Source organism: Novipirellula rosea (assembly GCF_039541335.1).
GTDB lineage: Bacteria > Planctomycetota > Planctomycetia > Pirellulales > Pirellulaceae > Novipirellula > Novipirellula rosea.
Window position 1 is genome coordinate 20,995 of record NZ_BAABGA010000107.1, and the last position, 24,398, is coordinate 45,392.

Below are 24,398 nucleotides of genomic sequence, written 5' to 3' on the forward strand. Positions count from 1 at the left end.
GAATGAAACGTCACTAAAGCCGGGTCGACTTGGGTGAAAGGTAGAAAATGAATATTCACATCGGCGGCAACGGCCCGCCGATGCGATTGGGCCCGATGCATAGCCTCAATGCGATTGGGCCCGATGCGATTACCGCACTCGAAAATCGGGTGCCCTTTATTTTACACCATGGTTAGTGCTGTGGTGAATGCGTCGACGCTTCATCAATCCTCGACTGTTCGAGCGTTTTGATCTTTGGCGCCCGTTTCTTGCGAGTCTTAGTCGGCACCATTTCTTTCATCGCTTCTTGTTTACCAAAGCACAGCAATCGGTCTCCCGCTTCCATCTTGCGAGAATATTTGGGGTTCGGGATCACGGTATTGCCGCGGTACAACGTCAACACGTTGATGTCGCGATCGGTAAAGGCGGCGTCGGTGATCGTCATCCCGACAAACTGCGAGCCTTCGGGAACCACCAATTCACACACGCCATAGCCCCGGCTAACCGTCAAACGTTGACGAATATCCATTTCGGGAAAATCGACGTGGGCGGCACAGTATTCGATGATCGCGCCGGCGATGTCCTTTTGCGTTGCCCGCTCGATGCCTTCGAGCCCCGGCGAACTGTTGACCTCCATGACCTGCGGGCCATGTTGGCCTTCGAGCATATCGACACCTGCGATCCGCAGTCCCATGATCTGTGCCGCACGGATCGCCGTTTCACGAAACTCGTCATCCAATTCGACGGTTTCGACCACACCGCCACGGTGCACATTACTACGAAATTCGTCACCTTGGGCGACGCGCCGCATTGCTCCGATGACACGATCCCCGACGACAAACGCACGCACGTCGCGTCCTTTGCTTTCGGAGACAAAACTTTGCACCAGCACGTTTTGCTTGGCGGTTTGCAGTGTTTCAATGATCGCTTCGGCAATCTTGATCGTGTCAGCCAAAATCACGCCGACGCCTTGGGTGCCTTCGAGTAATTTGATGATCACCGGCGCTCCGCCAATCCGCTCGATTGCCGGTATCACGTCGCCGCGATCGCGAACAAAAGTTGTCTTTGGCATCCCAATGTGATGCCGACTTAGAATCTGAAGACTTCGCAGTTTGTCGCGACTGTTTGCAATCCCGGCAGAGCTATTGGCAACAAAGACATTCATTTGTTCCAGCTGACGAACCACGGCGGTGCCGAAATAGGTGATGCTGGCACCGATACGCGGGATCATCGCGTCAAAGTCCGCCAGCGGTTTGCCTCGGTAATAGAGATCGGGTTTCCCGCGTTGCAGATCGATCGCACACTTTAATGTGTTGATGACCGAAACCTTATATCCCCGCTCCTTTGCCGCGGCGACCAATCGTCGAGTGCTGTAACATCGCGGCGCGCAAGAAATGATGCCAAGTTTCATAACGGCAAAGACCTTCAACAAGAAAAGAGGGAATCCAGCGTGAAACAATGTCGCGCTGTCGCAGTACTCTCTAAGTTACGCGACATTGGCGGCGAGAGCCAATGAAAGATCCAAGAAAACGCGTAATCGAAGCAATCGTTCAGGCCAAACGTTCAGGCGAAATGCAATTTCCTTATCTCTTCTCCTTCGCATGACGACTTTGCATTGTCCGTGCCAGGGGAGAATGCGATTGGCGGTTTCGCCGGATCACGGCTAGCTCCGCTAGTCGTTCTTTTCCACGTCGCTTCCCAGTCCGAGATGTTTCAATCGACTTCGCAACGTCGGACGACTCATTCCCAAACGACTGCTTGCGGCGCTGACGTTTCCTTGGGTCGCACGCAGAATCTCGGGCAAGATTTCACGATCAACGGCATCATGGATTTCGGCGGCAATGTTATGCGATCCGTCTTCGAGTAACGTCGTCGCCCAATTCCGAAGGTTTTCCTGCCACGTCCCCATGGTTGCCAATTTTGTCAAACCATCGTCACTTTGCGGAATAAATCCTTTGGGCAGAAACGCCGGAACAATTACCGGTCCACTGGCCTTAAGCAACGTTTGCTTGATGACGCCTTGTAACTCACGCACATTTCCAGGCCATGAATGAAGTTTAAGTGATGCCATCGTTTCCGGCGCAATCGAGACGAACTCTTTGCCAAGCGTTTTCGCGAACCTTGCGAAAAAGAATTCCGCCATAATCTTGACATCTTCGCCTCGTTCACGCAGCGGCGGTAACGAGATCGTGAATTCGTTCAGCCGGTAATACAAATCACTTCGAAAACTGTTGTCCACGATCGCAGCTTCGACATCGCGATTGGTGGCCGCGATGATGCGAACATCGGATTTGATTGTTTTGGTGCCCCCAACCCGCTCGAACTCTTTCTCTTGCAGCACCCGCAGCAGCTTGGTCTGCATCATCGGACTCATATCACCGATTTCGTCCAAGAACAGCGTGCCGCCGTTACACACTTCGAATTTGCCGACATGCCGTTGATCAGCGCCTGTGAACGCCCCTTTCTCGTGACCGAACAGTTCACTTTCCAGCAAATTCTCGGGAATCGCGGCACAGTTGATCGCATGAAACAATTGGTCACGCCGATTGCTGTGCTGATAGATCGCTCGGGCAACCACTTCTTTTCCCGTGCCGGTTTCGCCAAGAATCAATACGGCAACATCACGTGCAGCCACGCGTCCGATCGAACGAAACACTTCGACCATCGCTTGGCAATCGCCCAGCACGCGATCTGTGCTCGTGTCATCGGCGTCGCCTTGTGTTTCCGATGGCAAAACCGCTGGCTTTCTCGCCATCCGGCTGGTTTCTAACGCCGAATCGATCACTGGCAAAATATCGTCTGGCTCGAACGGTTTGGTCACATACTCAAACGCCCCCCCGCTCATCGCACCGATCGCGGTTTCGGCGGTTCCGTGACCTGTCATCATGATCACTGGCACTCGGCGATCGAGTTCGCGGAATTCATGAAGCGCCGCTAATCCCGATTGATCGGGCAACTGGATATCCAACAGCACCGCGTCGGGTTTGTGTTGTGCAAAAAGCTGCAACCCTTTGCTCGCCGAATCCGCGGTGATGACGTGATAATCAGGTGCTGGCAAGCACAGTTTCATGACCTGCAGGATCAACGAATCGTCATCCACCACCAACAAGGTGCTCGGATCATTTGAATTCATTGGGTGGCTCACTTTCATTTAACGAACAGGACAGAGCAGGCAAGATCACCGAGATTCGCGTTCCTTCGCCGACCGTCGAACGCACGTCCACCGCACCTTCGTGGCTTCGCACGATGCCGATCGATGTGCTCAACCCTAGCCCCGTCCCCTGGCCTCGTTCTTTGGTCGTGAAGAAGGGATCAAACATTCGTTCACGGATCTCTTTGGGAATTCCGGTTCCCGTATCGGACACGGTGATCGACAGATATTGGCCCGGCTGCAGCGTAGCGTACGAATACGATCGCTCGCTTGCCAGCGTCATCGGGGCGGCCGAAATCGTCAATGCGCCATGCTGGTTCATCGCATCGCGTGCATTGATGGCAAGATTCATAATCACTTGGCTGATCTCGGTTTCGTCACCGAGGATGTCGGGCAGTTGCTGAGCCACATCGGTCTTCAGTTCAATGCCTTTGGGCAGTGTGGCTTGCAAAATCGCCGCGATTTCGGGGATGATCGCTCCCACGTGGATCGGTTCATGTTCGCCATCACCACCTCGCGCGAACGTTAATAATTGAGCAATCAGATCGGCGCCGCGGCTGGCACCACTGCCGATCGTTTCGAGCAACGCATCGCGATCGATGTTGGCGTTCTTTCGCTGCAGCATGCGACAGCTCATCAAGATCGGCGTCAGCAAGTTGTTCAAGTCATGAGCGATACCACTGGCCAACGTCCCCAGGCTTTCCAGGCGTTGGCGTCGCCGCTCGACTTGTTGCAGTCGTTTGCGTTCGCCTAAGTCCAAATCCAAAACGACTTCGCCAATCGTCTCGTTGGCTTCGCGGATCCGCGTGCGTCGACGTTCAATGCGAATCGAGCGACAAGTCTTGGTGGTCGCGATCAGTTCGCCCGACCAACGCTCGGATTCAGCGTATTTCATCGCGTGAATGTTATTGTCACTGCCTTTGGGCGGGACAATTTTCAGCAGGTCGTTGGCGGTTTGCCCAATCACCTCGCCCGCTTCGAAACCAAACAATCGCTGGGCACCCCGGTTCCAATAAACCACGCGGCCGACCGCGTCCAAGATATGCAGTGGTTCGGGAATCTCGCTCAGCAATGCCTCGTGTTGCTTCAACCTTAATCGGGATGCTTCGCGTTCAGAAACGTCCCGCACCGAGATCGCTAAGAACTCTTGATCACGAATCGTTTGGGGCGTGACAGTCAATTCGGTATGCAGACGTGTTCCGTTAGGCCGAGTCGCTTTGACTCGTCGTGACAACGTGCTCTCGCGATCGTTTTCGACCAAACGATTGGCCAACCATTCGTCGATCACGGTGGTGGCGAACAACGATCCCACCGTCATCCCCTTGAGCGTCGCTTCGTCCGATTGGAACATTTCGTCCAGCGCCGGATTGGTCATCTGGATGCGACCGTTTTCATCGGTCAGCAAAATGCCGTCGGACGAACCACGTACGATTAGCGCAAACCGCTCGTCCGCTTCGAGCGTTCTCAGATCCGCAAGTCGTCGCAACTGTTGCTCGCTTCGTCGCGCCACGTACAGCAGCCCGACCAACCCCAGCATCATCGCATGACCTCCGATCAATACCCATGCAGCGCTGCGTCGCTCTCGCTCGGCCGCTCTTTTCATCTTCGTCAAATGCTGATGATTTTCCGCCAGACTGGATTCCAGCCGGGCACGCAAATTCGTGGCATCGCTTCGCAATCGCGTTCGCTGTGGGAGATCCAACGAAGTGGCGATGGGGGTGAGCGGCCGAATCTCATTTAGATAACGCCGGGAATCGAGCAACAAAGGATCAACCCCTTGCAGCATGACGGCCTCACTCGATAACGCAACTTTTTGCAGCTCTTCGACAAGTTGTTCGCAGCGGCCAATCGCCTCCACCAATTCGCGGCGATCTTGTTCATCGCCGCCCAGCGTCAATGCTCTCAGTCGTGACGCGGCGGTACCAAGGGTAAAGCGAAGGTTGGTCAGTCGTCCCAGCTGTTCTTCGGTGTTGACAATTCGTCGATGCGAGCGTGGCAATCCATCGAGCGCCTGATAGGTAACCAAACACGACGACGCGATCGCCAAAATGGCAATCGTTACGGCAATCGCAAACGCGTTATTTCGCAACCAACGCATTGACGGTCACTTTGGCGATACAGTGAGAGGTTTAACAAGCTTCACAGTAAAATTATCTCAGCCAATAGGCACATGGTTTGCGTCTGAGGGCGTGATTGACGTCTCGTGCACCGCATGAGTCGTCTCCACACCACCGCGCAATCAGCAAGAGTCTATGCTCGCCAACGGTTTTACATCAGCAGGCGAGTGATTGATTTTCAACAAAATTTATGAACGAACCACAAACTTTCCAAGATGCACTCCGCCAAGCAAAATCGATTTGGATCGGTTGCCAGTGGCCGACGCAATTTGGAAGTTCGCGATTAAATTTAGAGGGATTGCGGAGCCGCCAGGCCGGCATTGCGGAAAAGGCGACTCGCGGCGAAGAATCTCGTTGCTGGGGAGGTGCCGCGATCTGGTTGGCGGCGGTCGAGCACGATGCCGCCCTCGCCGGGGAATTGGCCGAACAAGCGGTACGGGCGGCCCAGGCGGGCGAAAACGGCGAAGCTCAACGGCTGCTAGGCGAGGCGGTGGCGCTGGAACAAAAGTATCGCGAGCCGATTGTGTACCAGCCGCTGCTAAAACGCTTTGAACAATCGATCGCTCTGCAAAGCTGCTGCTCTTAGCGGCAATTAATTTTCCATTGGAAATCTTCTTGCCACCTCATTGGCAAGCCGTGCTATCGGTTTTCGGCATTTTCCGTCAAGCTAATCGCTGGCCCGGCGTGGTGGCTTGAATGTCAGCGACGCGGCCGCTATCAAAACCTGTCCGTTGAAGAATCGACGCCCCATTTCGCCGAAACTTCGAAAACAACGCTTTCAAAGCTATCAAAACGTTTCTCCATCCACGAAAGAGTCGTCGATGACTAGCCCCCAGGATCCCTCATCCGGTGCAACCCAATTGGACGAACGTCCATGGGAAGAAATGCTGCGTTTGGCCCAAGAGGGGACTCACGTTCAGCTCGAAGAATACGTCTCGCACCTCTCGTCGGCCGACCAGGCACTTGCCCTCAGCCGTCTGGACGAAGACGAAGAGACACAGGTGCTCGAGGCGATGAATGCCGCCGATGCGGCGGAATTGATCAGCCATTTGCCGGAGATCGAAGCCGCTCGGATGTTGGCGCTGCTGGACACGTCCACCGCAGCGGCGATCGTCCAAGAATTACCGAGCGACGAGCAAGCCGACTTGCTCGGTGATTTGAGCGACGAGCAGGCTGAAGCCATTTTGGAGGAGTTGCCCCAGGAAGAGGCGGCGGCCGCGCGTGAATTATCATCGTATGAAGATGATGAAGCGGGCGGGATGATGGTTCGCGAGATGCTTCGCTTCAACGATTCAATGTCGGTTCGCGACGTGATCCAAGATCTCAGCGAGCATGGCGAAGATTACAGCGATATCGATGTTCGTTACGCCTACGTCTGTGATGCCCAAGACCGGCTTGTCGGTGTTTTGCCGATGCAAAATCTGTTGTTTGTCAAACGGGCCGAACGGCTATCGGATCTGATGATCCGAGATCCACTTTCTGTGCAAGCCACCGCATCGCTGGACGATTTAATCGAACTGTTTGACGCGCACAACTATCTTGCCGTGCCCGTGGTCGACGAACAGGGTAAACTACAAGGAATCGTTCATCGCGAGGCGGTGCAATACGAAGAAACGCGTGCTGCTGAAAGCGATTATTTAAAGAGTCAAGGGATCGTTGGCGGCGAAGAACTTCGCACGATGCCGCTATGGCTGAGAGCCCGACGACGATTGAGTTGGTTGAGCATTAATGTGTTCTTGAACATCGGTGCTGCTGCGGTCATTGCCTATTTCCAAGATACCCTTCAAGCCGTGATTGCACTGGCAGTGTTTTTACCGATCATCAGTGATATGAGTGGTTGTAGTGGCAACCAAGCCGTTGCGGTTAGCATGCGAGAGCTTTCACTCGGGTTGGTCCGGCCTACCGAAATGTTGCGTGTTTGGTGGCAAGAGGTCTCGGTGGGGCTGATCAATGGATCGGCACTCGGGGTGCTCGTTGCAATCGTGGCGGTGATGTTTAATGGGAATCCTTATTTAGGAATTGTGGTCGGGATCGCCCTTTTTGCGAATACAATTGTGGCAGTTTCGATCGGCGGCGTGGTGCCATTGCTGCTGAAGCGATTTGGCTTTGATCCTGCCGTCGCCAGCGGGCCGCTGCTGACCACGGTCACGGACATGTGTGGCTTTTTCTTTGTGCTCGGGCTCGCCACGATGATGCTTTCTAAACTGATCTAAACACTGCATTGCTCGGCAGCGTATTCCTCGGCACCCTGCCGGCGATACGCTGAAAAATCTACGGCCGACTGCTACATACAAGGGACGTCAAAAATGGAACCGCTTGATCTTGCTGAATTCGAATGGAAGATCGTAGTGCGTCAGCTGACAATCGACGACTACGATGCGTTGGTCGCCATTGCCCAACGTTGTTTTCCGGGGATGGAACCGTGGGGCCGCGACCAGATCGAAAGCCAGTTGGCAATCTTTCCCGAAGGACAAATCTGTGTAGAAATCGACGGCAAATTGGCCGCATCGTCCTCCAGTTTGATCCTTGAATACGATTCGTCGCTGGAATGGCATAATTGGAAAGCGATCGCCGACGGCGGCTATATTCGCAACCACAAACCTAAGGGCGACACGCTGTACGGGATCGAAATCATGGTCGATCCTGAATTCCGCGGCATGAAACTGTCGCGGCGACTTTACGATGCCCGCAAAGAATTGTGTCGCCAAAAGAATCTGTCTCAAATCATTATCGGAGGACGGATTCCCGGTTACCACAAACACGCCGATAAAATGACGGCACGCCAGTACATCGATTCGGTTGTCGAAAAAGAGAACTACGATCCGGTGTTGACCGCCCAGCTGTCCAACGGATTTATCGTTCGTGGGCTGACGCCAAACTACTTGCCGTCGGATACCGAATCGTGCGGCTACGCAACGCATGCGATCTGGAGCAACATCGAGTACGTGCCTGGCGCGAAACGACGTTTCCACCACGTGGTCGAACCGATTCGAGTCTGTGTCGTGCAGTACCAGCTGCGAACGATTAGCGGCTTCGACGAATTTGCCCAGCAGTGCGAGTTCTTTCTCGATACCGCGTCGGATTACAAGTGTGACTTCATCTTGTTCCCCGAGCTGTTTACGACCCAGTTGCTCTCGTGTGTCGAGTCGAGTCGACCTGGACAAGCGGCCCGCCAACTGGCTGACTTTACTCCGCAGTATCTCGATTTGTTCACCGCGTTATCGGTCAAATACGACATCAATGTGATTGGCGGTTCGCAGTTTGTGATTGAAAACGGCACGCTCTACAACATCGCCTACTTGTTCCGCCGTGACGGTTCGATCGGCAAACAGTACAAGATTCACATCACTCCGAGTGAACGCAAATGGTGGGGCGTAAATCCAGGCAAATCGGTTGAGGTGTTTGATACCGATTGTGGGCCGATCGCCATCCAAATCTGTTACGACATCGAGTTTCCCGAGTTGACGAGAATCGCGACACAGAAAGGTGCTCAAATCATCTTTGTGCCGTTCAACACCGACACCCGCCACGGCTATTTACGCGTGCGTTATTGTGCCCAGGCTCGTTGTATCGAAAACCATCTGTACGTCGCGATCTCGGGTTGCACCGGCAACCTGCCGTTCGTCGAAAACTCGGACATCCATTACGCCCAGTCGGGGATATACACCCCAGCCGATGTTGAGTTTGCTCGCGACGGAATTGCAGCGGAGTGCAATCCGAATGTGGAAACGGTGATCATTCACGATCTCGATTTTGAACAACTTCGTCGGCACCGCGAAACCGGTTCAGTGCAAAATTGGAACGACCGTCAACGCGGTCTCTACAAAGTGGTTTATGAACAAGACGGCAAGGCACACGAGGTGTGATGAAGCCGGCAATGGTTTTGCCGCGTTCCCTTTCTGTAGTGGATCTTCTGAAAGATCTCGACCGCAGGATCTCGAGCAAGATCCACTCTGCCCCAGCAATTCGCTTCGCAGCTGCGAGCGAAAATCGGGTTGGACGCGGCTCATGGCGACAGATTCAAAACCTGGGTTTCGGCATCCGCCAACTCGGCGGGCAATGCCACGATCTGTAGCGAAGTCGATTCCGCCGCAGCGGGCGGCAGCTCACCGCGACGAATCGCGACTTCTCGAGGCGCCACGATCCCAATTTGAACTCGGCCACCAGCGACGCGGTTGATTGTCAACAACACGTCCGATCCGATTTGAATTGTTTCACCCACTTTGCGGCTGAGCACTAGCATGATTCGATCCTTGAATAAGTTGATTTTCGAAGTCAGATTTCGACTTGATACGGCGAACAAAGCAAGCGCCGGACCAATCGCCCTGTGAAACTGAGAAAAACTTCTTATTTGGATACTTTGTCTCATCACCCCACTCCATTGCACCGCATCATCCTCACGAATGAGCAAAAAAATGGAGTTTTGATTGCTGCGGTTGACCAGATTCTTTCCAAACCCCAAAAGTGGGTGGAAAGAATGTTTCCACAAAATGACGACACAACCTTGCTAGCACGTCCATTGCCGCACGGCAATGATCCAGCGCATCATTGGTAACGGCTCTAAAACACCCGCATTCGCTAGCCGAGTAACTGCAGCGTATCGTCGAGCTCTGCCATCGCGGCATCAACTTGCGATGCCGTCGCTTGGACCATGTCCTGATCGGCCGTGTCGCTAGTCGTCGGCAACTGTGCGAACGTGGTCACCTTACTCGATCCGACATCCGCTGCCGATTGCGGTGACTCCGCAACCGGTTCGTTTGATGGTTCGGCGTCGTTAGGCTGGGACGTTAACGCAGTCGCCAACGATTCACCTGCACCACTGGTTGCGGCATTTCGTGACAACTCGTTGATCACTCGCAACGCATCCATTGCCGTGATTCGTCCGTCCGAATTGACGTCGTAATAGCGACCGGGAACCACAATTCTCTCTCCCTCGGCGTTCCCTTGCCGGCCAAGTTGGTTGACGACTAACAAGGCATCCAAGGTGGTGGTTTCGCCGCTGCCGTCAACATCGGTCGACTGAATCAGATTGGTGGGACTGACGCCGGTCAACGCATCATTGCCCGCCGATGAACGCACGATCAAGATTTGGTCTTCGTTAGACGCGTTGATGATCAACGCGTACAGATTTCCGGCGGTCAAAGACGCCGTCAACACGCCACCGGCGTCATCAGCCAGCGGGTTCAGATCTTCGTCATACAGGACCACTTGTGCAGTGACCGATGTCGAACCAACGTGACCAAGAGTCAACGTCGTATCCTTGACCGCTCCGAACAAGATCGCCGTCGATTGACCACTCGCGGGGATCACTTGCGGACGAGCCAGATTGCCGGGGATAACCAAACCGCCACCGCCACTGCGGTCGTTGTCTAAGATCGAACCGGTAAACACGGTGCTCTCGCCAAGATTCGCGCCGGTTGGTTGGTTCAGCGAAACAACCACTGTTTCCAAGCTTTCGACAATCGCATCATCGACCAAATTAATCGTGATGTTGCCCGAGGTTTGACCTGCCGCGATCGTGATCGGGTTCACCGCCACGGTAAAGTCGCTTCCCGAGGTCGCCGAACCCGAGACCGTGAAGGGGATCGTGATCGTGGAATCGCTCGGTTTCGAAAGCAGGACGGTGACATTGATCGCCGAGTCTCCTTCGCTCACCGTCTGGGTCACATTAGCGAGCGTAACGATCGGTAAGCTGGGGCTTGACGGGTCGGAATTCTGCAGCGTGATGGTGTGCGTCGTTGCCGTCCCCAACGTGGCGCCGGTCGGACTCTGCAAGGTGACCGCGATGGATTCATCCGCCTCGCTCTCGGTGTCACTAATCGCGTTGACCACAATGGTCCCCGAGGTCGCCCCGGCTGGGATCCGCAGTGGGCTGCTGCTAATGGTGTAATCAGTTCCCGCCGTTGCAGTCCCGCTCACCAAAAACGGGATGACAATTTCCGAATCCGACACCGATGACAACGTGACCGAGATCGAGACGGAGCCGCCATCTTCGCTGACCGTTTGCGCAATCGTCGAAAAATCAACCACGGGGTCGACCGGTGAGGCCCCGTCGTTATCCGTGATCGAAATCGTCAGCGTGGGGTTTGCCCCAAGATCAAATCCCGTAGGGGGCGTCAAGCTTAATGAGATCGTCTCGGTTGCTTCGACCAGATCATCGTCGATGATTTCAATCGGCAGATTCGCCGTGCTGGTTCCCGCTTCGAACCTCAGCGATTGCTGGCCAATCATATAATCGCTTCCATTGGTTGCGGTGCCAATAATTGTGACTGGCACCACGACGACTTCGGTCGCCAAAATACTCAGTCGTGCCGTAGCGGTCACCGCCGTCGACGACTCGGACACCACGATTTGGTCGGTGGTGAAGTCAATTTGCGGATTGCTGCCCTCGACGTCATTATCCGTGATGGTGATCGTCGTTGAGCTGACATTGCCCAACTCACCAAAACTAGGCACGCCAAGGGTAAAGATCATCGTTTCATCACCTTCGACCAAGCTGTCTTCGAAAACGTTGATTTTGATGGTCCGGGTTCTCTCGCCCGCCGCAAATCCAACGACGTTGGTCAAACTTGCGTAATCTTGACCATTGGTGGCGGTTCCGGTCAGAAAGTAGGGGACTTCGACAAACGTGTCGGTGACTTCGGACAAACTGACCGTCACAAAGACTGCGGTGTCCCCTTCGACCACACTAAGTGTGGATTGTTCGATATTGATTGTCGGCGGAGGCGACTGATCATCGTCGCTAATCGTAATTCGCTCGGTCGGCGTGTCGCCGAGTATTGCACCGATCGGCGTTCCCAAAGTAACGAACAGAACCTCGTCCCCTTCGACAATCGTGTCGTCATTCACATTCACCGTGATCGAGGCGGACGTTTGCCCGGCGGCGAAGACGAGCGGACTTGACGAAATTGAAAAATCCGTGTTCGGGCTGGCCGAACCATCGAATGTAAACGGAACGGTAATCGGCGCATCGCTGGGCTTCGACAAGATCACGTTCAGTGAGATCGTGCCCACGTTTTCACCGACCGTTAATGTGGACGCGCGAAAATTGACCGTGGGAGGAGCCGTTGCGTCATTGTCGATGATCGTCAACACTTGACGGTTCGGAGTACCAAGTTTTGCATTGGTCGGCGGGTCAAGTTTAACGATCACCGTTTCGTTGTTCTCTAACGCAAAATCATCCGTGACCGCGATGACAATCGTCCCACTTGTTTCCCCCGAAGGGATCAGGATCGAGTCGCCGCTGATCACAAAATCGGTATCACGCGTTGCACTTCCTGAAACGGTATAAGGAATAATCACATCAGATTCAGTCGCTCCGGAAAGCGTGACGGTCATCACAGCTGACCCCGCGTTTTCTTGAATCGTCGTTTGGGCCAATTCAAGCGTGGCGATCGGAGTGCTGTCATCGTTGTCGACAATGTTGACCGTGTGCGTCTTTTGAGATCCCAGCGTTGCGCCCGTCGGGTTGCCCAGGGTCACGATGATCGTCTCGGCGGATTCAGCCGACAAATCATCATTGATCGTGAACGTGATGTCCGCAGACATGTTGCCTGCCGGAATGGTCAACGGCGAAGCGTCCACAGTAAAGTCAACATCCTCGGTTGCCGTTCCTGACAACGTAAACGGAACAACCACGTCTTCGCTGGCAATTTGCGAGAGCGAGACATTGACCGTGACGGTGCCAACATCCTCGAGCTGCGACTGCGTGGTGAGCGTGGTGCTTACCACCGTTTCACTCGCATCACTGACTCGCAAAATGACGTCGCCATAGTCAGTGATCGGTAACGAATTGGATTCCGCGTCCACGACCAAAGTGCGCCGCGCGGCGTTGCCGCCGATGGCATTGAGAGTCAAGCGATAATCGCCGGCTACATCAGGAACGGTCACATCAAACGTCCCCAGGCTGCGAGTCGGGGGAACGCTGATCGCGGTCGATGCCGAGCTTGAGACCACCGAATCGCCAGCGTCCCGATTGATAATTGTGTCGATGAAGACAGGAAAATCTTCGGACTCGAAAAACTCGTCAATTTCCAGCGACAGATCACTATTAGCAAAGTTCAACTGGTAACCGCGAACCGCTTGCTCGGCCGCCGTCAACGTCGCTTCGAAGCGGATCGTCGAACCGCCACTGGCGCTCACCACCGTGGTTCCATTGGATTCGGTCGTGGTTCCCACCACGGGCAACAAGTCAATGACCGCGAGTAACCGACGGTCCTCGAGCATTTCGGGAAAAAGGCGTCGGCGTTTTACGTTTCTACGCGTGGTTCGACGGCTCATAGGGGCACATCCTCGTTGCAGCAAGAAAAATCGGGGAACGCAAGTCTGTGGACTACGCTGGATAGGCATGTTGTCGGGGCTAATCTTAATCCACCCGATGGGCTGTTGCCACTACGATCCCCAACGAAGCGAATTCTTCTTTCCACCGGCGATTTCCTAGAAATTCGCCAAATTTGAGCAACCAACCAGCACGCAGCACAAAAAAAGCCTCACCCTGCTGCAGTTTGTCGCAACCAGAGTGAGGCATCGATGTCCCCGTTTTTTTGAGCTCGATCGCTAGCGGCGTGTTACCGAAGCGAAATAGCATCTTGCAGCGGCTTCAGCACGCTTGCCACTAAATATTCGTCGATCAAATCTCGCCCCAGTGCAACCAGCCGATCGTATTCTTGCACATACGTTTCATCCGGTCCCAAGCTATCGTAACGGCGAACCGTCAAATAAACACTGATCGGATCCTCGCTGTAATCGCCCGTGCGAACTTGGTAGGCGTTGGTCCGCGATTCAAAACTGATCCGGCACTGCGTTCGACACTCTTCGTCCAACGCAAATTGGATTGCCGGTTCATGCGATAACACTTTCCCGAAGGGCAGATTCATGAACCCTTGCAATCCCGGCGCCACACCCACGACTTCCGATAAAATATCGTTGTGGTTGCCGCGGTAAGCGAAATCGAAACCGAACATCACACTCAGCGATTCGCAATCTAGCGGACTGGCCGATAATTCGTAGGGAATCAACTCCAGCACGCTGCGATGCAGATCGTCGATCGCCTCGGCGGATTCGGGATTCACGACTCCCGAATTCACTCGTTTTAACTCAGTCGAAACCCAGCGATAGGCTCCCGCCTCTTTCTCTTCCTCTAAGACAAACTCGTGTTTTTCGCGGCCGTAGAAGTTTTGCATCTTCGGGTAACGGCGGCGGATTTGTTCAAAGAAATGGAGGATTGATTCACGACCTTTGGGCAAATCCATCTCGGTCGTTAGAACCATGTTCAAGTAAAAGTCGTCGCTAAACGCACCATATCCGTTCATTCGTCACCTTTCGTGTCGCGTAGATGCTTTTTGGAGTGGTTGCCAGCACGGTGAATAGACGGGCAACCATGAAATGGGTTCACAAGCAAGGATGTAAGATCACAAGCGAACCACGACGACCTAGTGGCTAATTCAATAAGATGATGTGCTCCTCGCTCGCATACAGGGACGTTCTTAATAGAGAGACAGTCGACATCATGTAGTTTAAGCGCAAGCCGCCGAGGATTGAACCTCCGAAAGAACGGTTTTTCACGCTTCGACCTCGTCCGAATCATGGTAAAGACGCATTTTCCCAGCCGCAAAGCTGCAAAATTGGAATTCATTGGGCTAGAATGACGCGTCAAGTTCGCTTTCGAAACGCCCTACCCGACTGCTTTGGGGGGTCTGTTTCCACTTTAACAGGGCTCATGCCCTGATTTCTTTAGGTTCGAATAACATTCCCAAAATGAGACCTCACCCCATGTTGCCCCGTCCACTCGCAGGTTTCGTGCTTGCCCTCGCTGCTGCAACGGCCCTGACAGCAACGGCTTCGGCGGCAGAAAAACCCAATATTGTTTTTATCTTCGCGGACGACATGTGTTTTGACACGATCGCCGGATTAGGCAATTCCGAGATCCAAACTCCTAATCTCGACGCCTTGGCTCGACGCGGGACAACATTCACGCACGCCTACAACATGGGGTCGTGGAGTGGAGCGGTTTGTGTCGCCAGCCGCACGATGCTGAACTCGGGACGCTACGTTTGGAATGCAAACGCGATCTATAAAACGAGCGATAACGAACGCAAAGAGGGACGATGGTGGAGCGAGCTGATGAAGTCCGCTGGCTATCGCACCTACATGACCGGCAAATGGCACTGTACCGCGAGCGCTGAAAAGTCGTTTGACGTTGCGCGAGACATCCGCCCAGGCATGCCCAAAGATACACCGGCCGGCTACAACCGACCCGCCGCCGACGGCAGCGATCCATGGTCCCCGTCGGATCCGAAGTTTGGCGGATTTTGGCAAGGCGGCACCCACTGGAGCGAAGTGGTCGCTAACCATGCCGAAGATTTCCTCAGCGATGCAGCATCGCAAGACGATCCGTTCTTTATGTACCTCGCCTTCAACGCGCCGCACGACCCTCGACAATCGCCCCAAGAATACGTCGATCGTTACCCCAGTGATTCCGTGGCCGTGCCTAAAAACTTTCAACCGATCTATCCGTACGCGGAATCCATCGGTTGCGGCAAGGGATTGCGTGACGAGCGTTTGGGTCCGTTCCCTCGCACCGAGCACGCGGTGCAAGTCCATCGCGGCGAATACTTCGCGCTGATCACTCACATGGATGACCAAATTGGACGAATTCTGAAAGCGGTCGAGGCGTCCGGCAAAGCCGACAATACTTGGATCTTCTTTACCGCCGACCACGGACTCGCCGTTGGCCAACACGGATTGTTCGGCAAACAAAACATGTACGACCACAGCGTCCGCGTGCCCTTTATCGCCGTCGGCCCTGGAGTCAAACCGAACGCGAAAATCGAGCAGCCGATTTACTTGCAAGACGTCATGCCAACAACACTCGAATTGGCAGGCGCCTCGAAACCTGAGTATGTCGAGTTCCATTCGGTATTGCCGATGCTCGCAGGCGAGACGGGTTCGCTCGATGAGATCTACGGTTGCTACTTGAATCTGCAGCGGAGCATTCGCACCGACAAATACAAGTTGATCGTCTATCCCAAAGCCAAGACCGTGCGATTGTACGACATCGAAAAGGACCCGCTGGAAATGCATGATCTCGCTGGCGATGCGACAATGCAGCCAACCGTAAAGGAGCTATTTGCACGACTGCAAGCGTTACAAAAGTCGATGAACGACGAACTCGTTCTGGAACTCTAGGCTCCTCACTCCTCACTCCTCACTCCTCACTCCTCACTCCTCACTCCTCTGCACTTCCCTTGACTGTTGAATCAACAGATAGCTGGTCAGTGCGATCGCAGCGATAGCACTTTGCGGGGTCCAACTGAGGAAGATGCCCATCAGAACTTTGTCAAATTCCATGCTCAGTCCCCGCCCCACGGCGATGGCGACGGCGATTAACGAGAATGCCGCGGGTGTGATAATGACGACACGTTGCTGCCACGATAAACGCCGCGGCAACATCGCCAGAGCGACCAGGGTGATGGGACCAAGTGTATAGATGGCGATTAACGTTTCTGGCCGCACTGCCAACTTGCTCGCCACCGTGGCAAACACGGCCGCAATGGTGGTCGCGATCATCAGTCCAAACAGACTGAACTGGATCGGCTGAGTGGGGGCGGTGGCACTGTCGCCCTCGTCGAAATCGCCCACCAACTGATTTAGATAATCGCGATAACGCGCAGCGACCATTCCAATTAGCGAACCGACTGCCGCGGCCACCAATATGTTGACGCCCATGTTGGGATAGTCCGCAAACAGACCCGCGTACGTGTTCCCGGCCTCCCAAACCGTCAACGGAAAACCGATCGATTCATTCTGCGATTGGGGTTTACCGACCAGACTGCTCCAGTCGCTCGAACGCACGAAATACGACAACGCGTTGACGGCGGCCATCAAGAGCATGCCGATGGCGGTGCCGCGAAGAAACCAACGCGTCGAAGATCCGGCCAGCGATAGAGTGTTCATGCGAAGTGCCAGACGAGAAGTGCCAGACGAGAAGTGCCAGACGAGTGAAGTGCCAGACGAGTGAAGATGCCGATCGTGAGGAAGCCACTCTTACTATCATACCGTCCCACCCCGTCAGTGAAACGCATCCTCGTCGAAGCCGCCGTCGCCACCGTCCCCATCACCGACCTAGCCAGAGCGACACCCTAGCCAGAAGCTTTGGAGACTGCTGATTTAGTTATCCGTTTTGGCGGCAGCCACGGTTTCGTCACCACTGAACCGGGGCTAGCGTTGGACTGTTAAAACTCTGGTATTGACGTCGGATATTGGGGTGAGTTTTTCTTCCAGCATGTAACGCAGTCACCTCTCCACCGACGCAGTCGGGGGAGAGGTCGAGCACGCCCTTTAGGCGTTGCTCGGGTGAGGGGGCGACCGCGCTATCGGCGAGCAATTCCGGTGCAGACGTCGTTATCGCTGGCGAGTGGATTGCTCGGTCAGCCCCCTCACCCGAACGTCGCTGAAGGCTCCGTTCGACCTCTCCCCCAACGAAGTTGGTGGAGAGGTGGCAGAAAGCCAGCGCAACCAAAAAAGCACAACCAGCCCAATGTTTTAACGGTCCGGGGCTAGCGTCCAAGCGGCTAACAGTGATCTCGCACTAAATCAGCAGTCTGCTTTGCTGGACGGAGAGTTCGGACGCAGTCTTTAGCGATATCGGGGTGCGTTTTGTCTCGATCTCACCCCCACGTCGCCACTAGATCCGCAATTCACTCCTTGCCGCAGCGGAGAATTTCCCCAGACAATTTAGTTGCAAACCTGATTCCGTTCCTCAATAATCCGAGCACCCAATTGCGGCGGGATTCAGCGGAGTCCCAGTCCCAGTTCTTTCTTTCACAATGCTCTACTCAACTTTTTCAATCTCCCCACGCGTTTCTACAGCTGAACGATGCAAGCGGATCAGCGATGGTCATCGTTGTCGCTATCGAATTCCTCGCGCCGCCGTCGTCTCCCCCTGCGATTCACCATCGCCATTGGGACCGACAAAAAACGTTTGCTGCTACTCACAACCGGAGATCGATCAGGAAATCCCTCAATACAACTTGGAATTCAACGTCCCTCTCTGAAACGACAGCGAATCGCGACCTCTTAGCTCCCTCATACCTTCACAGGTTCTCAATATGCGTGCCATTTGCTTCTGCTCACTTGCTTGCTTGATACTCGCTTTCTCGGGCTGTACCGAAATGCGAATCGAAGGCGACGCCAAGGTCTTTCAAAGTTCGGCCGTTGGTTCAATGATCCGCACCGTCATCGGTCTCGGATTGATGGGATTGGCAGCGGTGGCTCTCGCGGGCAGCGTATTGCCTGACCGCAAGCCAAAAAATCGCGTCGCCATGCCAAACGAGAAACTTTCCTCGAGTCATCGCGCGGGGTTAGCACTTTTTGGCGCCGCGATGGGATTCGTTGGACTCATCCTTGCCTGCATTTCGTTAGTTTTCCCTAGCAAACTGCATGTCTCTGTTTACCCCGACCGGGTCGCGATGGCGTCCACCTATTCGCAAACCGGTGGCAAAGAAGTGGTGGTCCCCTTTGCTGGTTTGTCAGCAGTTGAATTACGCAACGAACGCAACGTCGTCGGGAAACGGAAAACGTACTTGGTCTTCACGCAAAAAAATGGCAGTGTCATCAAGCAAGACGCAGGTAACAACGAGAGGCAAGCGGTAGCCACAATCCAGCAGTCGCTTGCCGATTTCCAGTCGCACACGCCAATCGTCGCCGAGGCGGCAACAGCGTCAGTTAGTGCACCGCCAGTTAGTGCACCGCCAGTTAGTGCACCGCCAGCGAAGCCTGATAGCGGCCTCGTGCGTCGCAGCAACTCTCGACCAGTGCCAACCCCCAAACCCGCTGACGACAAGGCCGCCTCGTCCACGCAAAAGTATTCATTGAAACGATACAAAGTTACCATTCCCGTTCCCGACGGTCACGCCATCGTTGATGCTGCTACTGATGTAAAGGTCGGCATGAAGCTCGGAGCTTGTTACGCAGGGCGGTGGGAATCCGTTACGGTTGTCGCGGTCAACGACGATGGGACAATCACATGCAATTGGGATAAATGGACCGGCTTTACCTACCGAATGGTGCGAGAAGACCTGACAATCGCAGAAGAAGACGTGTGACCGACTCGATGCTCCGATCTGCGATCAACCGCCAATGGTCCAATGGCATTGCTGCACTCCCCATTCGCATTCATGCAGCTGTCGGCACTGGCGTACGCAGTGGGAATTGACGCGTTCATTGCTTTTTACATCATCGGCAAACCTCCGCCCGCCAAAATTTTACCGCTATTCATCCTGGGCTTTCACATGGTGCTCGATAACAAGATTTTTGGCGAATTTATCGACGCAGCGGTTCGTGACCAAACTGCCGCCTCCGGACTGCTGCGGCGACACCCTGAACTTCGGAGCGCGAACTTCCGATCGGAAACGGCACTCCACTTCCTCGTCACAGAGGGCTTCGTCGACGCCGCAGTGTTTTGTATCGAAAATGGCTTCGACGTGAACCGCTGCAACGACTATGGTGACACGCCGCTCATGATTGCCTGCCAACTTGGTAACTCCGCGATGGTTGTTGCATTGCTCGCCCGTGGTGCTGACCCGAACCTATCATCTGACGCGAACGATTGCCCGCTTCATTGCTGTTTACAGCATGGCCGGACTGATCTGATGGCCGAACTGCTCGACGCCGGAGCTGATCCGTACTACACCACTGCACTCGAAGAGACTATCTTCGACCTCGCAACCAACGACTACACCAAACGTCAACGCGTATCTGCGTTTCTCGCCGAACGAGGTATCGATATCACCAAAGCTTTTCCAGACGGCGAGTAGATAAGCGATTTTACTAGACGGCGGACGGGGTCGGGTCGACCTTTTACTTGAACGCGTCCCCGGCTTTCGCACTTCGTTGCTTGAATCCACCACTCGATGACGCAATGCTGGAAACCTGAATCGCAAGCTGAGAATCGGGTGTAGAGGAAGTGGCCCGAAGTTCGCGGCGACACCCTGAACTTCGTATTGTCCAGGCCCACGTCCTCGAAAAATGCAGTAGATGAAATTGCGGGGCGACAAGATCGTCCAACGATGCAACCCCCACGCGTTTTCGCATCGGACCCGGTGCAACCGCCACGGCAGCGACAAACAGATTCAATCGCTTGCATCCGACTCTTCGGCTCGGCTAGAATCGATTCCGACAATCCATCGACGTGCGATTAGAAACTTCGCGGCCCAACGCGGGCACGCTGGGCCGCGTGAGCTTTCGCCTGCAAGAAGCCAGATCGATGGCAATTCCTGATCCAACCGAATCCAACCGAAAGTCACACTGCACGACTTGCACTTTGAAAACGAAGAGTCGCATGAAACTCTCTCTCCGAACATTACTTGGAATTGTCGCCGGGACCGCCTTAGTAATGGCGTTCTGGACACGCTTCGGAGAATACATGCTCGCGTTAGCGATCCTCATTCTACTCGTGGTTGTCTCAGCCTCATTCCTTTGCCCCAAGCACAATTACCTAAGAACGTCTCGCCGAAGAGCGACATTCGCGATCGCCGCAATTGTCTTGTTTATCGCGTCGCTAGGACCTGCCGCTCTGGTTTACACCACATACGACCCCGATCTTTACGAAGCGCCTAAGGCGAAGCGTGCACTGCTGTTAGTTTACTCGCCTGTTGGCCGCTGCATGGCGTTCCCCGGCGGTCCGCTACGAGACGGCTATCTGATGTATCTGCGTTGGTGGATGCCTCAGCGAATCGCAGTCAAGGACATTGGCTGGGGAGTTAAGATCGAGACGAAACACCAACATGTGTACATCGGCATCAACTGAGGTTCAAAAACGACGTAATCGCCATACAACTGCTGTCGTCGTACGAGAACGAGTTCAAAAAACTGCAAGCGGCCGACATTCGCGTTTCCCAGTTGGCGGATGAAGGAACCGATGGACGATTTTTGCCATGCACCAGACGGACTCGAATTTGATCGTACTCGGTCCCGTGTTTCTCAGCGTGAATTACTTGACACACGCAGATGCAACTGAGACATTATGTCTTTGGCAATTCAATACTCCTGCACGGTGACTTAGTGTGAGAATCGCACGCTGTTTTTACATCGCTTCGATGTGCTTGTCTCTGGCAACCTCGATCTCGGTGGCAGAATCTCCGAACGAGAACGCAAGTGCGAGTCAACGAGATGCTTGGAGCGCGTACTACGCGGCTCAGTTACCGCAATACAAATTTTTCCTGGCCGATCATCCTGACCAGCCACTCGAGTTGCCCGACGCAACGCTCCGGTGGAGCAATCCACTTCGACCGGGAACCCACGGAGACATGTTTGTTTGGTCCCACCAAGGCCGTGGCGTGTTGGTCGGCTCGCTGTTCTCATATTATCACGCCAAAAACGTACGACGTGTTGCCCATCAGTTCCAATCGTTGACGACGGACACGATTGTGTGCCAACACACCGGCGGCAGCGACTTTCGCATCGAAGGTCCAGGACTCAAATTTACGCCGATTCAGGATGCCCCCGCGCCCGCGGATAACCGTGTGGTCCGGCTGACTCAGATGCGTATGCTATCGCGGTCCTTCAAGGCTTCGTGCATGAACAAAGGTGTTTATCAACCGCTTCGCGGTCTCCCCCAACCGGTCTATCGCTTCGAGGGCGAAGCGATCGAGGATGATGGCGCGATCTTTGCCTACGTGATGGGAACGGACCCCGAGTTGCTGCTGGTCATTTCGGTGCATCAAACGCCCGACGGTCCGCAATGGCAATACGCCGCTGCCCGGTTCGCATCCGAACCGCTACAGCTGACTCGCAATGGAGAAACCGTTTGGGACTTCGATGACACCTCCAAGCAACTCGGCTACCTCAGCAAACATGGAATCGATTTGCAGCCTGACATGCCCATGGTGAACATGCCCTCCGAATAGGTCTGCCGTAGTGTCGCTAGCGACATTTCCAGGCGTTCGCGGTATTTCCAGGCGTTCGCGGTATTTCCAGGCGTTCGCGGTGCCGCATTCGCGTGTTTCCGCTTGTCACGTTCGATTTTGAGATAAAAATCAAAAATTCAAACCAACTCGTCCGTTTCGTTGCTGCCCTGATCCTCGCGAGTGTCGTCGCGTCGGCATCTCTAATCGTCCGCAGCTACACGTACAGCGATCACTTGACCTACAGTGACGTGGAATTGTCTACCGACGAGGGACTCTTCTCGATCATGATTCCGTTAGCGCGTCTTGCTCCAGGCCACAAAGCTTACAATGACTGGCGGACTTACACGCGGCATCGAATCGATGAATGGACGACCGACAGATGGGTGACCGCTGCCGGCGGTACCAAGTTTAGAGCGCGAGAGTACTTCGCGATGCTCGGCCAAGCGGGCAACGACGATACGATCAGTACTGGCATCTTCATGGGGTTCGGGTACGTGTTTGTTGATTCCACCTTGACATCGGCCTCCCGACCCGGCCCTTTATTGTGGATCGTTGTACCAATATGGGCGGTCGCTGCGATCAGTACAGCAGCCATCGGTGCCTTACTATGCATGCGTGCACGATTTGGGATTCGCTCACTATTGCTCCTCACCGCGATCGCCGCCGTCATCCTGTTGTTGCCAACCTTGCAGGCATCGCCGTAACACAGAACATCCGAATCAGATCGGCGACTTTGAACGAAGACCAGGACACAGCACATTGCGTGGTAACGATCGGCAGCCAGAGTGGTGTTGCCGTTACCGTGACTTTGCCATTTCGAGCGGCCCAAGAAAAAATCGTTGCCTATCTTGGTCTGCGGGGAGGCCGAATTAACACTGTCAGCTTGCAGAGCTGAGCCACATTGCGGCAGCGGCCGCAGGAGAAAAAAAACAGGGTGAGTGAGGGGATTCGAACCCCCGACATTTGGAACCACAATCCAACGCTCTAACCAACTGAGCTACACCCACCGTCTGTCGTTGAACGGGAATTTACTTTCCCGTCGCTTTACCGTCAACGGCTGATACTAAAGGGAATCGTGTTTCCTAAAGATGGTTCGCTCCAAAAACCCAAAACAAGCGGTTTATGCGGATTAGGTGATCTTTCTGGCAGTGCGATTTGATTTGGCAATTGGCGGAAAACCAAATCATTCATCGCGATCGAAGTGACAAAAAACGGCTGACGAAAAAAAATCGCAATTCCCGTCACGCAATGATGAGGATCAAGTCATTTAAATGCTAACCCGACGCGTCAGTTTTGAAGTCGCGCTTTTGTATTTAGGGGCAAAGCCCCGGACGTTTACCTAACCCAGCCCAAAGGGCTGGGACTAAGAAAACCAATGAATGGAAGGGCCAACGGAACGGCCGTTGGCTGGGACTTAATGAGGGCGGCTAGCAAATGGCCGGGCCTTTGGCCCTTAGGTTTCTTTGCATCGAAAACCTGGCCCGTTGGGCCAGGCTAGGTAAATTGCTGGGCCTTTGGCCCGAAGAACGTCTAAAAGCGCAACTTCTAAACGAACGCGTCGGGCGACGGCTTCGTTGAACACGGCATGCGGGCACTGCTTATTTGATGCCTCCAAATTGGACGCCCTCGAAATCGGCTCGCAGGGTTGTGATTTTGCAAAGCCGGGTGGGAGCATGGGCATGCAGGGGCTGCCATTCTGGAACTGGCCTCTTCTTTGAACGCCGACGCTTTGCGTTTAAGTTGTTCGCCGCCAACGACTTGCGACAAAATTAACGCGATCGGCACGCGGGTTGCTCTCAAAGCGTTCCAAGTCGTGGCTCCCTGCCATTTGTGCATCGATTCGTTTTGACGCATGGCAAGGGTCTGCCTAAATAACAACTCAAATTTCTGTCCTGATAGACGAAAGGTGTCACGGAGATGGCGACTGCCACCAAGAAGAACTCGAAGATTCGCTTGCAACCCCTCGGCGAACGTATCGTGATCCAACGTGAAGAGAGCGAGCAGATGACGGCTGGCGGCATCGTGCTGCCTGATTCCGCTCAAGAAAAACCAGCTCGCGGCACCGTCGTGGCTGTCGGCAACGGCAAATTGCTCGACGATGGAACCCGCGCCGCTTGCCAACTGAAGCCCAACGAAAAGGTTCTGTTCAGCAGCTACGCTGGCGAGAACATCGAAGTCGACGGCGTCGAATATCTGCTGATGCGTGAAGACGACGTCTTGGCTGTTATCGAGTAATCTCCCGGT

The 24,398-nt window shown here is 54.4% G+C and carries 18 protein-coding genes and 1 tRNA gene; 11 read left to right on the forward strand and 8 right to left on the reverse strand.

Annotated features, from left to right (window positions below):
• Positions 1–47: 47 nt before the first annotated feature.
• Positions 48–176 carry a hypothetical protein gene (locus ABD971_RS30345; protein WP_345327431.1) on the forward strand — a complete coding sequence of 43 codons (129 nt, stop codon included), beginning with the start codon at positions 48–50 and terminating at the stop codon, positions 174–176.
• Here the strand turns inward: ABD971_RS30345 and ABD971_RS30350 are convergent.
• The 3 genes from ABD971_RS30350 to ABD971_RS30360 form a co-directional block, all read right to left on the reverse strand.
• The gene (locus ABD971_RS30350) at positions 173–1,390 is read right to left on the reverse strand and encodes a RimK family alpha-L-glutamate ligase (RefSeq protein ID WP_345327432.1); all 1,218 of its coding nucleotides are present in this window, start codon (positions 1,388–1,390) and stop codon (positions 173–175) included. The genes ABD971_RS30345 and ABD971_RS30350 overlap by 4 nt on opposite strands.
• A gap of 261 nt (positions 1,391–1,651) precedes the next feature.
• Positions 1,652–3,112 (reverse strand): sigma-54-dependent transcriptional regulator, encoded by a 1,461-nt coding sequence (locus ABD971_RS30355; RefSeq protein WP_339945752.1) that lies wholly within the window; start codon positions 3,110–3,112, stop codon positions 1,652–1,654.
• Positions 3,099–5,228, reverse strand: coding sequence for a PAS domain-containing sensor histidine kinase (locus tag ABD971_RS30360; RefSeq protein WP_345327433.1), 2,130 nt, complete (start codon positions 5,226–5,228; stop codon positions 3,099–3,101). The genes ABD971_RS30355 and ABD971_RS30360 overlap by 14 nt, the downstream gene beginning before the upstream one ends.
• A gap of 209 nt (positions 5,229–5,437) precedes the next feature.
• On the opposite strand from ABD971_RS30360, the gene ABD971_RS30365 reads away from it, so the two are divergent.
• From ABD971_RS30365 to ABD971_RS30375, 3 genes are all read left to right on the forward strand, one after another.
• The gene (locus ABD971_RS30365) at positions 5,438–5,833 is read left to right on the forward strand and encodes a hypothetical protein (protein WP_339945748.1); all 396 of its coding nucleotides are present in this window, start codon (positions 5,438–5,440) and stop codon (positions 5,831–5,833) included.
• 235 nt (positions 5,834–6,068) lie between these two features.
• Positions 6,069–7,460, forward strand: coding sequence for a magnesium transporter (mgtE, locus tag ABD971_RS30370; RefSeq protein WP_339945746.1), 1,392 nt, complete (start codon positions 6,069–6,071; stop codon positions 7,458–7,460).
• Between the two features lie 93 nt (positions 7,461–7,553).
• Positions 7,554–9,113, forward strand: a complete 1,560-nt coding sequence (locus tag ABD971_RS30375; RefSeq protein ID WP_339945744.1) for a GNAT family N-acetyltransferase — start codon at positions 7,554–7,556, stop codon at positions 9,111–9,113.
• 140 nt (positions 9,114–9,253) lie between these two features.
• Here ABD971_RS30375 and ABD971_RS30380 read toward each other — a convergent pair whose 3' ends face one another.
• The 3 genes from ABD971_RS30380 to ABD971_RS30390 all read right to left on the reverse strand — a co-directional run bounded on the left by ABD971_RS30380 (position 9,254) and on the right by ABD971_RS30390 (position 14,558).
• The gene (locus ABD971_RS30380) at positions 9,254–9,490 is read right to left on the reverse strand and encodes a carbon storage regulator (RefSeq protein WP_339945742.1); all 237 of its coding nucleotides are present in this window, start codon (positions 9,488–9,490) and stop codon (positions 9,254–9,256) included.
• 335 nt (positions 9,491–9,825) lie between these two features.
• Complete coding sequence (locus ABD971_RS30385; RefSeq protein WP_345327434.1) at positions 9,826–13,527, reverse strand: Calx-beta domain-containing protein; 3,702 nt, start codon at positions 13,525–13,527, stop codon at positions 9,826–9,828.
• A 287-nt stretch (positions 13,528–13,814) separates the two neighbouring features.
• Entirely contained in the window at positions 13,815–14,558 is a 744-nt protein-coding gene (locus tag ABD971_RS30390) for a hypothetical protein (protein WP_339945740.1), read from the reverse strand.
• 445 nt (positions 14,559–15,003) lie between these two features.
• Here ABD971_RS30390 and ABD971_RS30395 point away from each other — a divergent pair, with 445 nt between their 5' ends.
• Positions 15,004–16,434 (forward strand): sulfatase family protein, encoded by a 1,431-nt coding sequence (locus tag ABD971_RS30395; protein WP_345327435.1) that lies wholly within the window; start codon positions 15,004–15,006, stop codon positions 16,432–16,434.
• Positions 16,435–16,467: 33 nt separating this feature from the next.
• On the opposite strand, the gene ABD971_RS30400 is transcribed toward ABD971_RS30395, so the two are convergent.
• A complete protein-coding gene (locus ABD971_RS30400) occupies positions 16,468–17,202 on the reverse strand; it encodes a hypothetical protein (protein WP_345327436.1) in 735 nt (244 codons plus the stop codon).
• Positions 17,203–18,356: 1,154 nt separating this feature from the next.
• Here ABD971_RS30400 and ABD971_RS30405 point away from each other — a divergent pair.
• The 5 genes from ABD971_RS30405 to ABD971_RS30425 all read left to right on the forward strand — a co-directional run bounded on the left by ABD971_RS30405 (position 18,357) and on the right by ABD971_RS30425 (position 22,858).
• Positions 18,357–19,352, forward strand: coding sequence for a hypothetical protein (locus ABD971_RS30405; protein WP_345327437.1), 996 nt, complete (start codon positions 18,357–18,359; stop codon positions 19,350–19,352).
• Between the two features lie 99 nt (positions 19,353–19,451).
• On the forward strand, positions 19,452–20,063 hold the full coding sequence (locus tag ABD971_RS30410) for an ankyrin repeat domain-containing protein (RefSeq protein WP_345327438.1): 612 nt from the start codon (positions 19,452–19,454) through the stop codon (positions 20,061–20,063).
• Positions 20,064–20,587: 524 nt separating this feature from the next.
• The gene (locus ABD971_RS30415; protein ID WP_345327439.1) at positions 20,588–21,055 is read left to right on the forward strand and encodes a hypothetical protein; all 468 of its coding nucleotides are present in this window, start codon (positions 20,588–20,590) and stop codon (positions 21,053–21,055) included.
• A gap of 289 nt (positions 21,056–21,344) precedes the next feature.
• Complete coding sequence (locus tag ABD971_RS30420) at positions 21,345–22,154, forward strand: hypothetical protein (protein WP_345327440.1); 810 nt, start codon at positions 21,345–21,347, stop codon at positions 22,152–22,154.
• A 92-nt stretch (positions 22,155–22,246) separates the two neighbouring features.
• The gene (locus ABD971_RS30425) at positions 22,247–22,858 is read left to right on the forward strand and encodes a hypothetical protein (protein WP_345327441.1); all 612 of its coding nucleotides are present in this window, start codon (positions 22,247–22,249) and stop codon (positions 22,856–22,858) included.
• Positions 22,859–23,087: 229 nt separating this feature from the next.
• Here ABD971_RS30425 and ABD971_RS30430 read toward each other — a convergent pair.
• Positions 23,088–23,161: transfer RNA gene (locus ABD971_RS30430), tRNA-His, on the reverse strand.
• A gap of 910 nt (positions 23,162–24,071) precedes the next feature.
• On the opposite strand from ABD971_RS30430, the gene ABD971_RS30435 reads away from it, so the two are divergent.
• A complete protein-coding gene (locus ABD971_RS30435) occupies positions 24,072–24,389 on the forward strand; it encodes a co-chaperone GroES (protein ID WP_008699031.1) in 318 nt (105 codons plus the stop codon).
• Positions 24,390–24,398 lie beyond the last annotated feature (9 nt).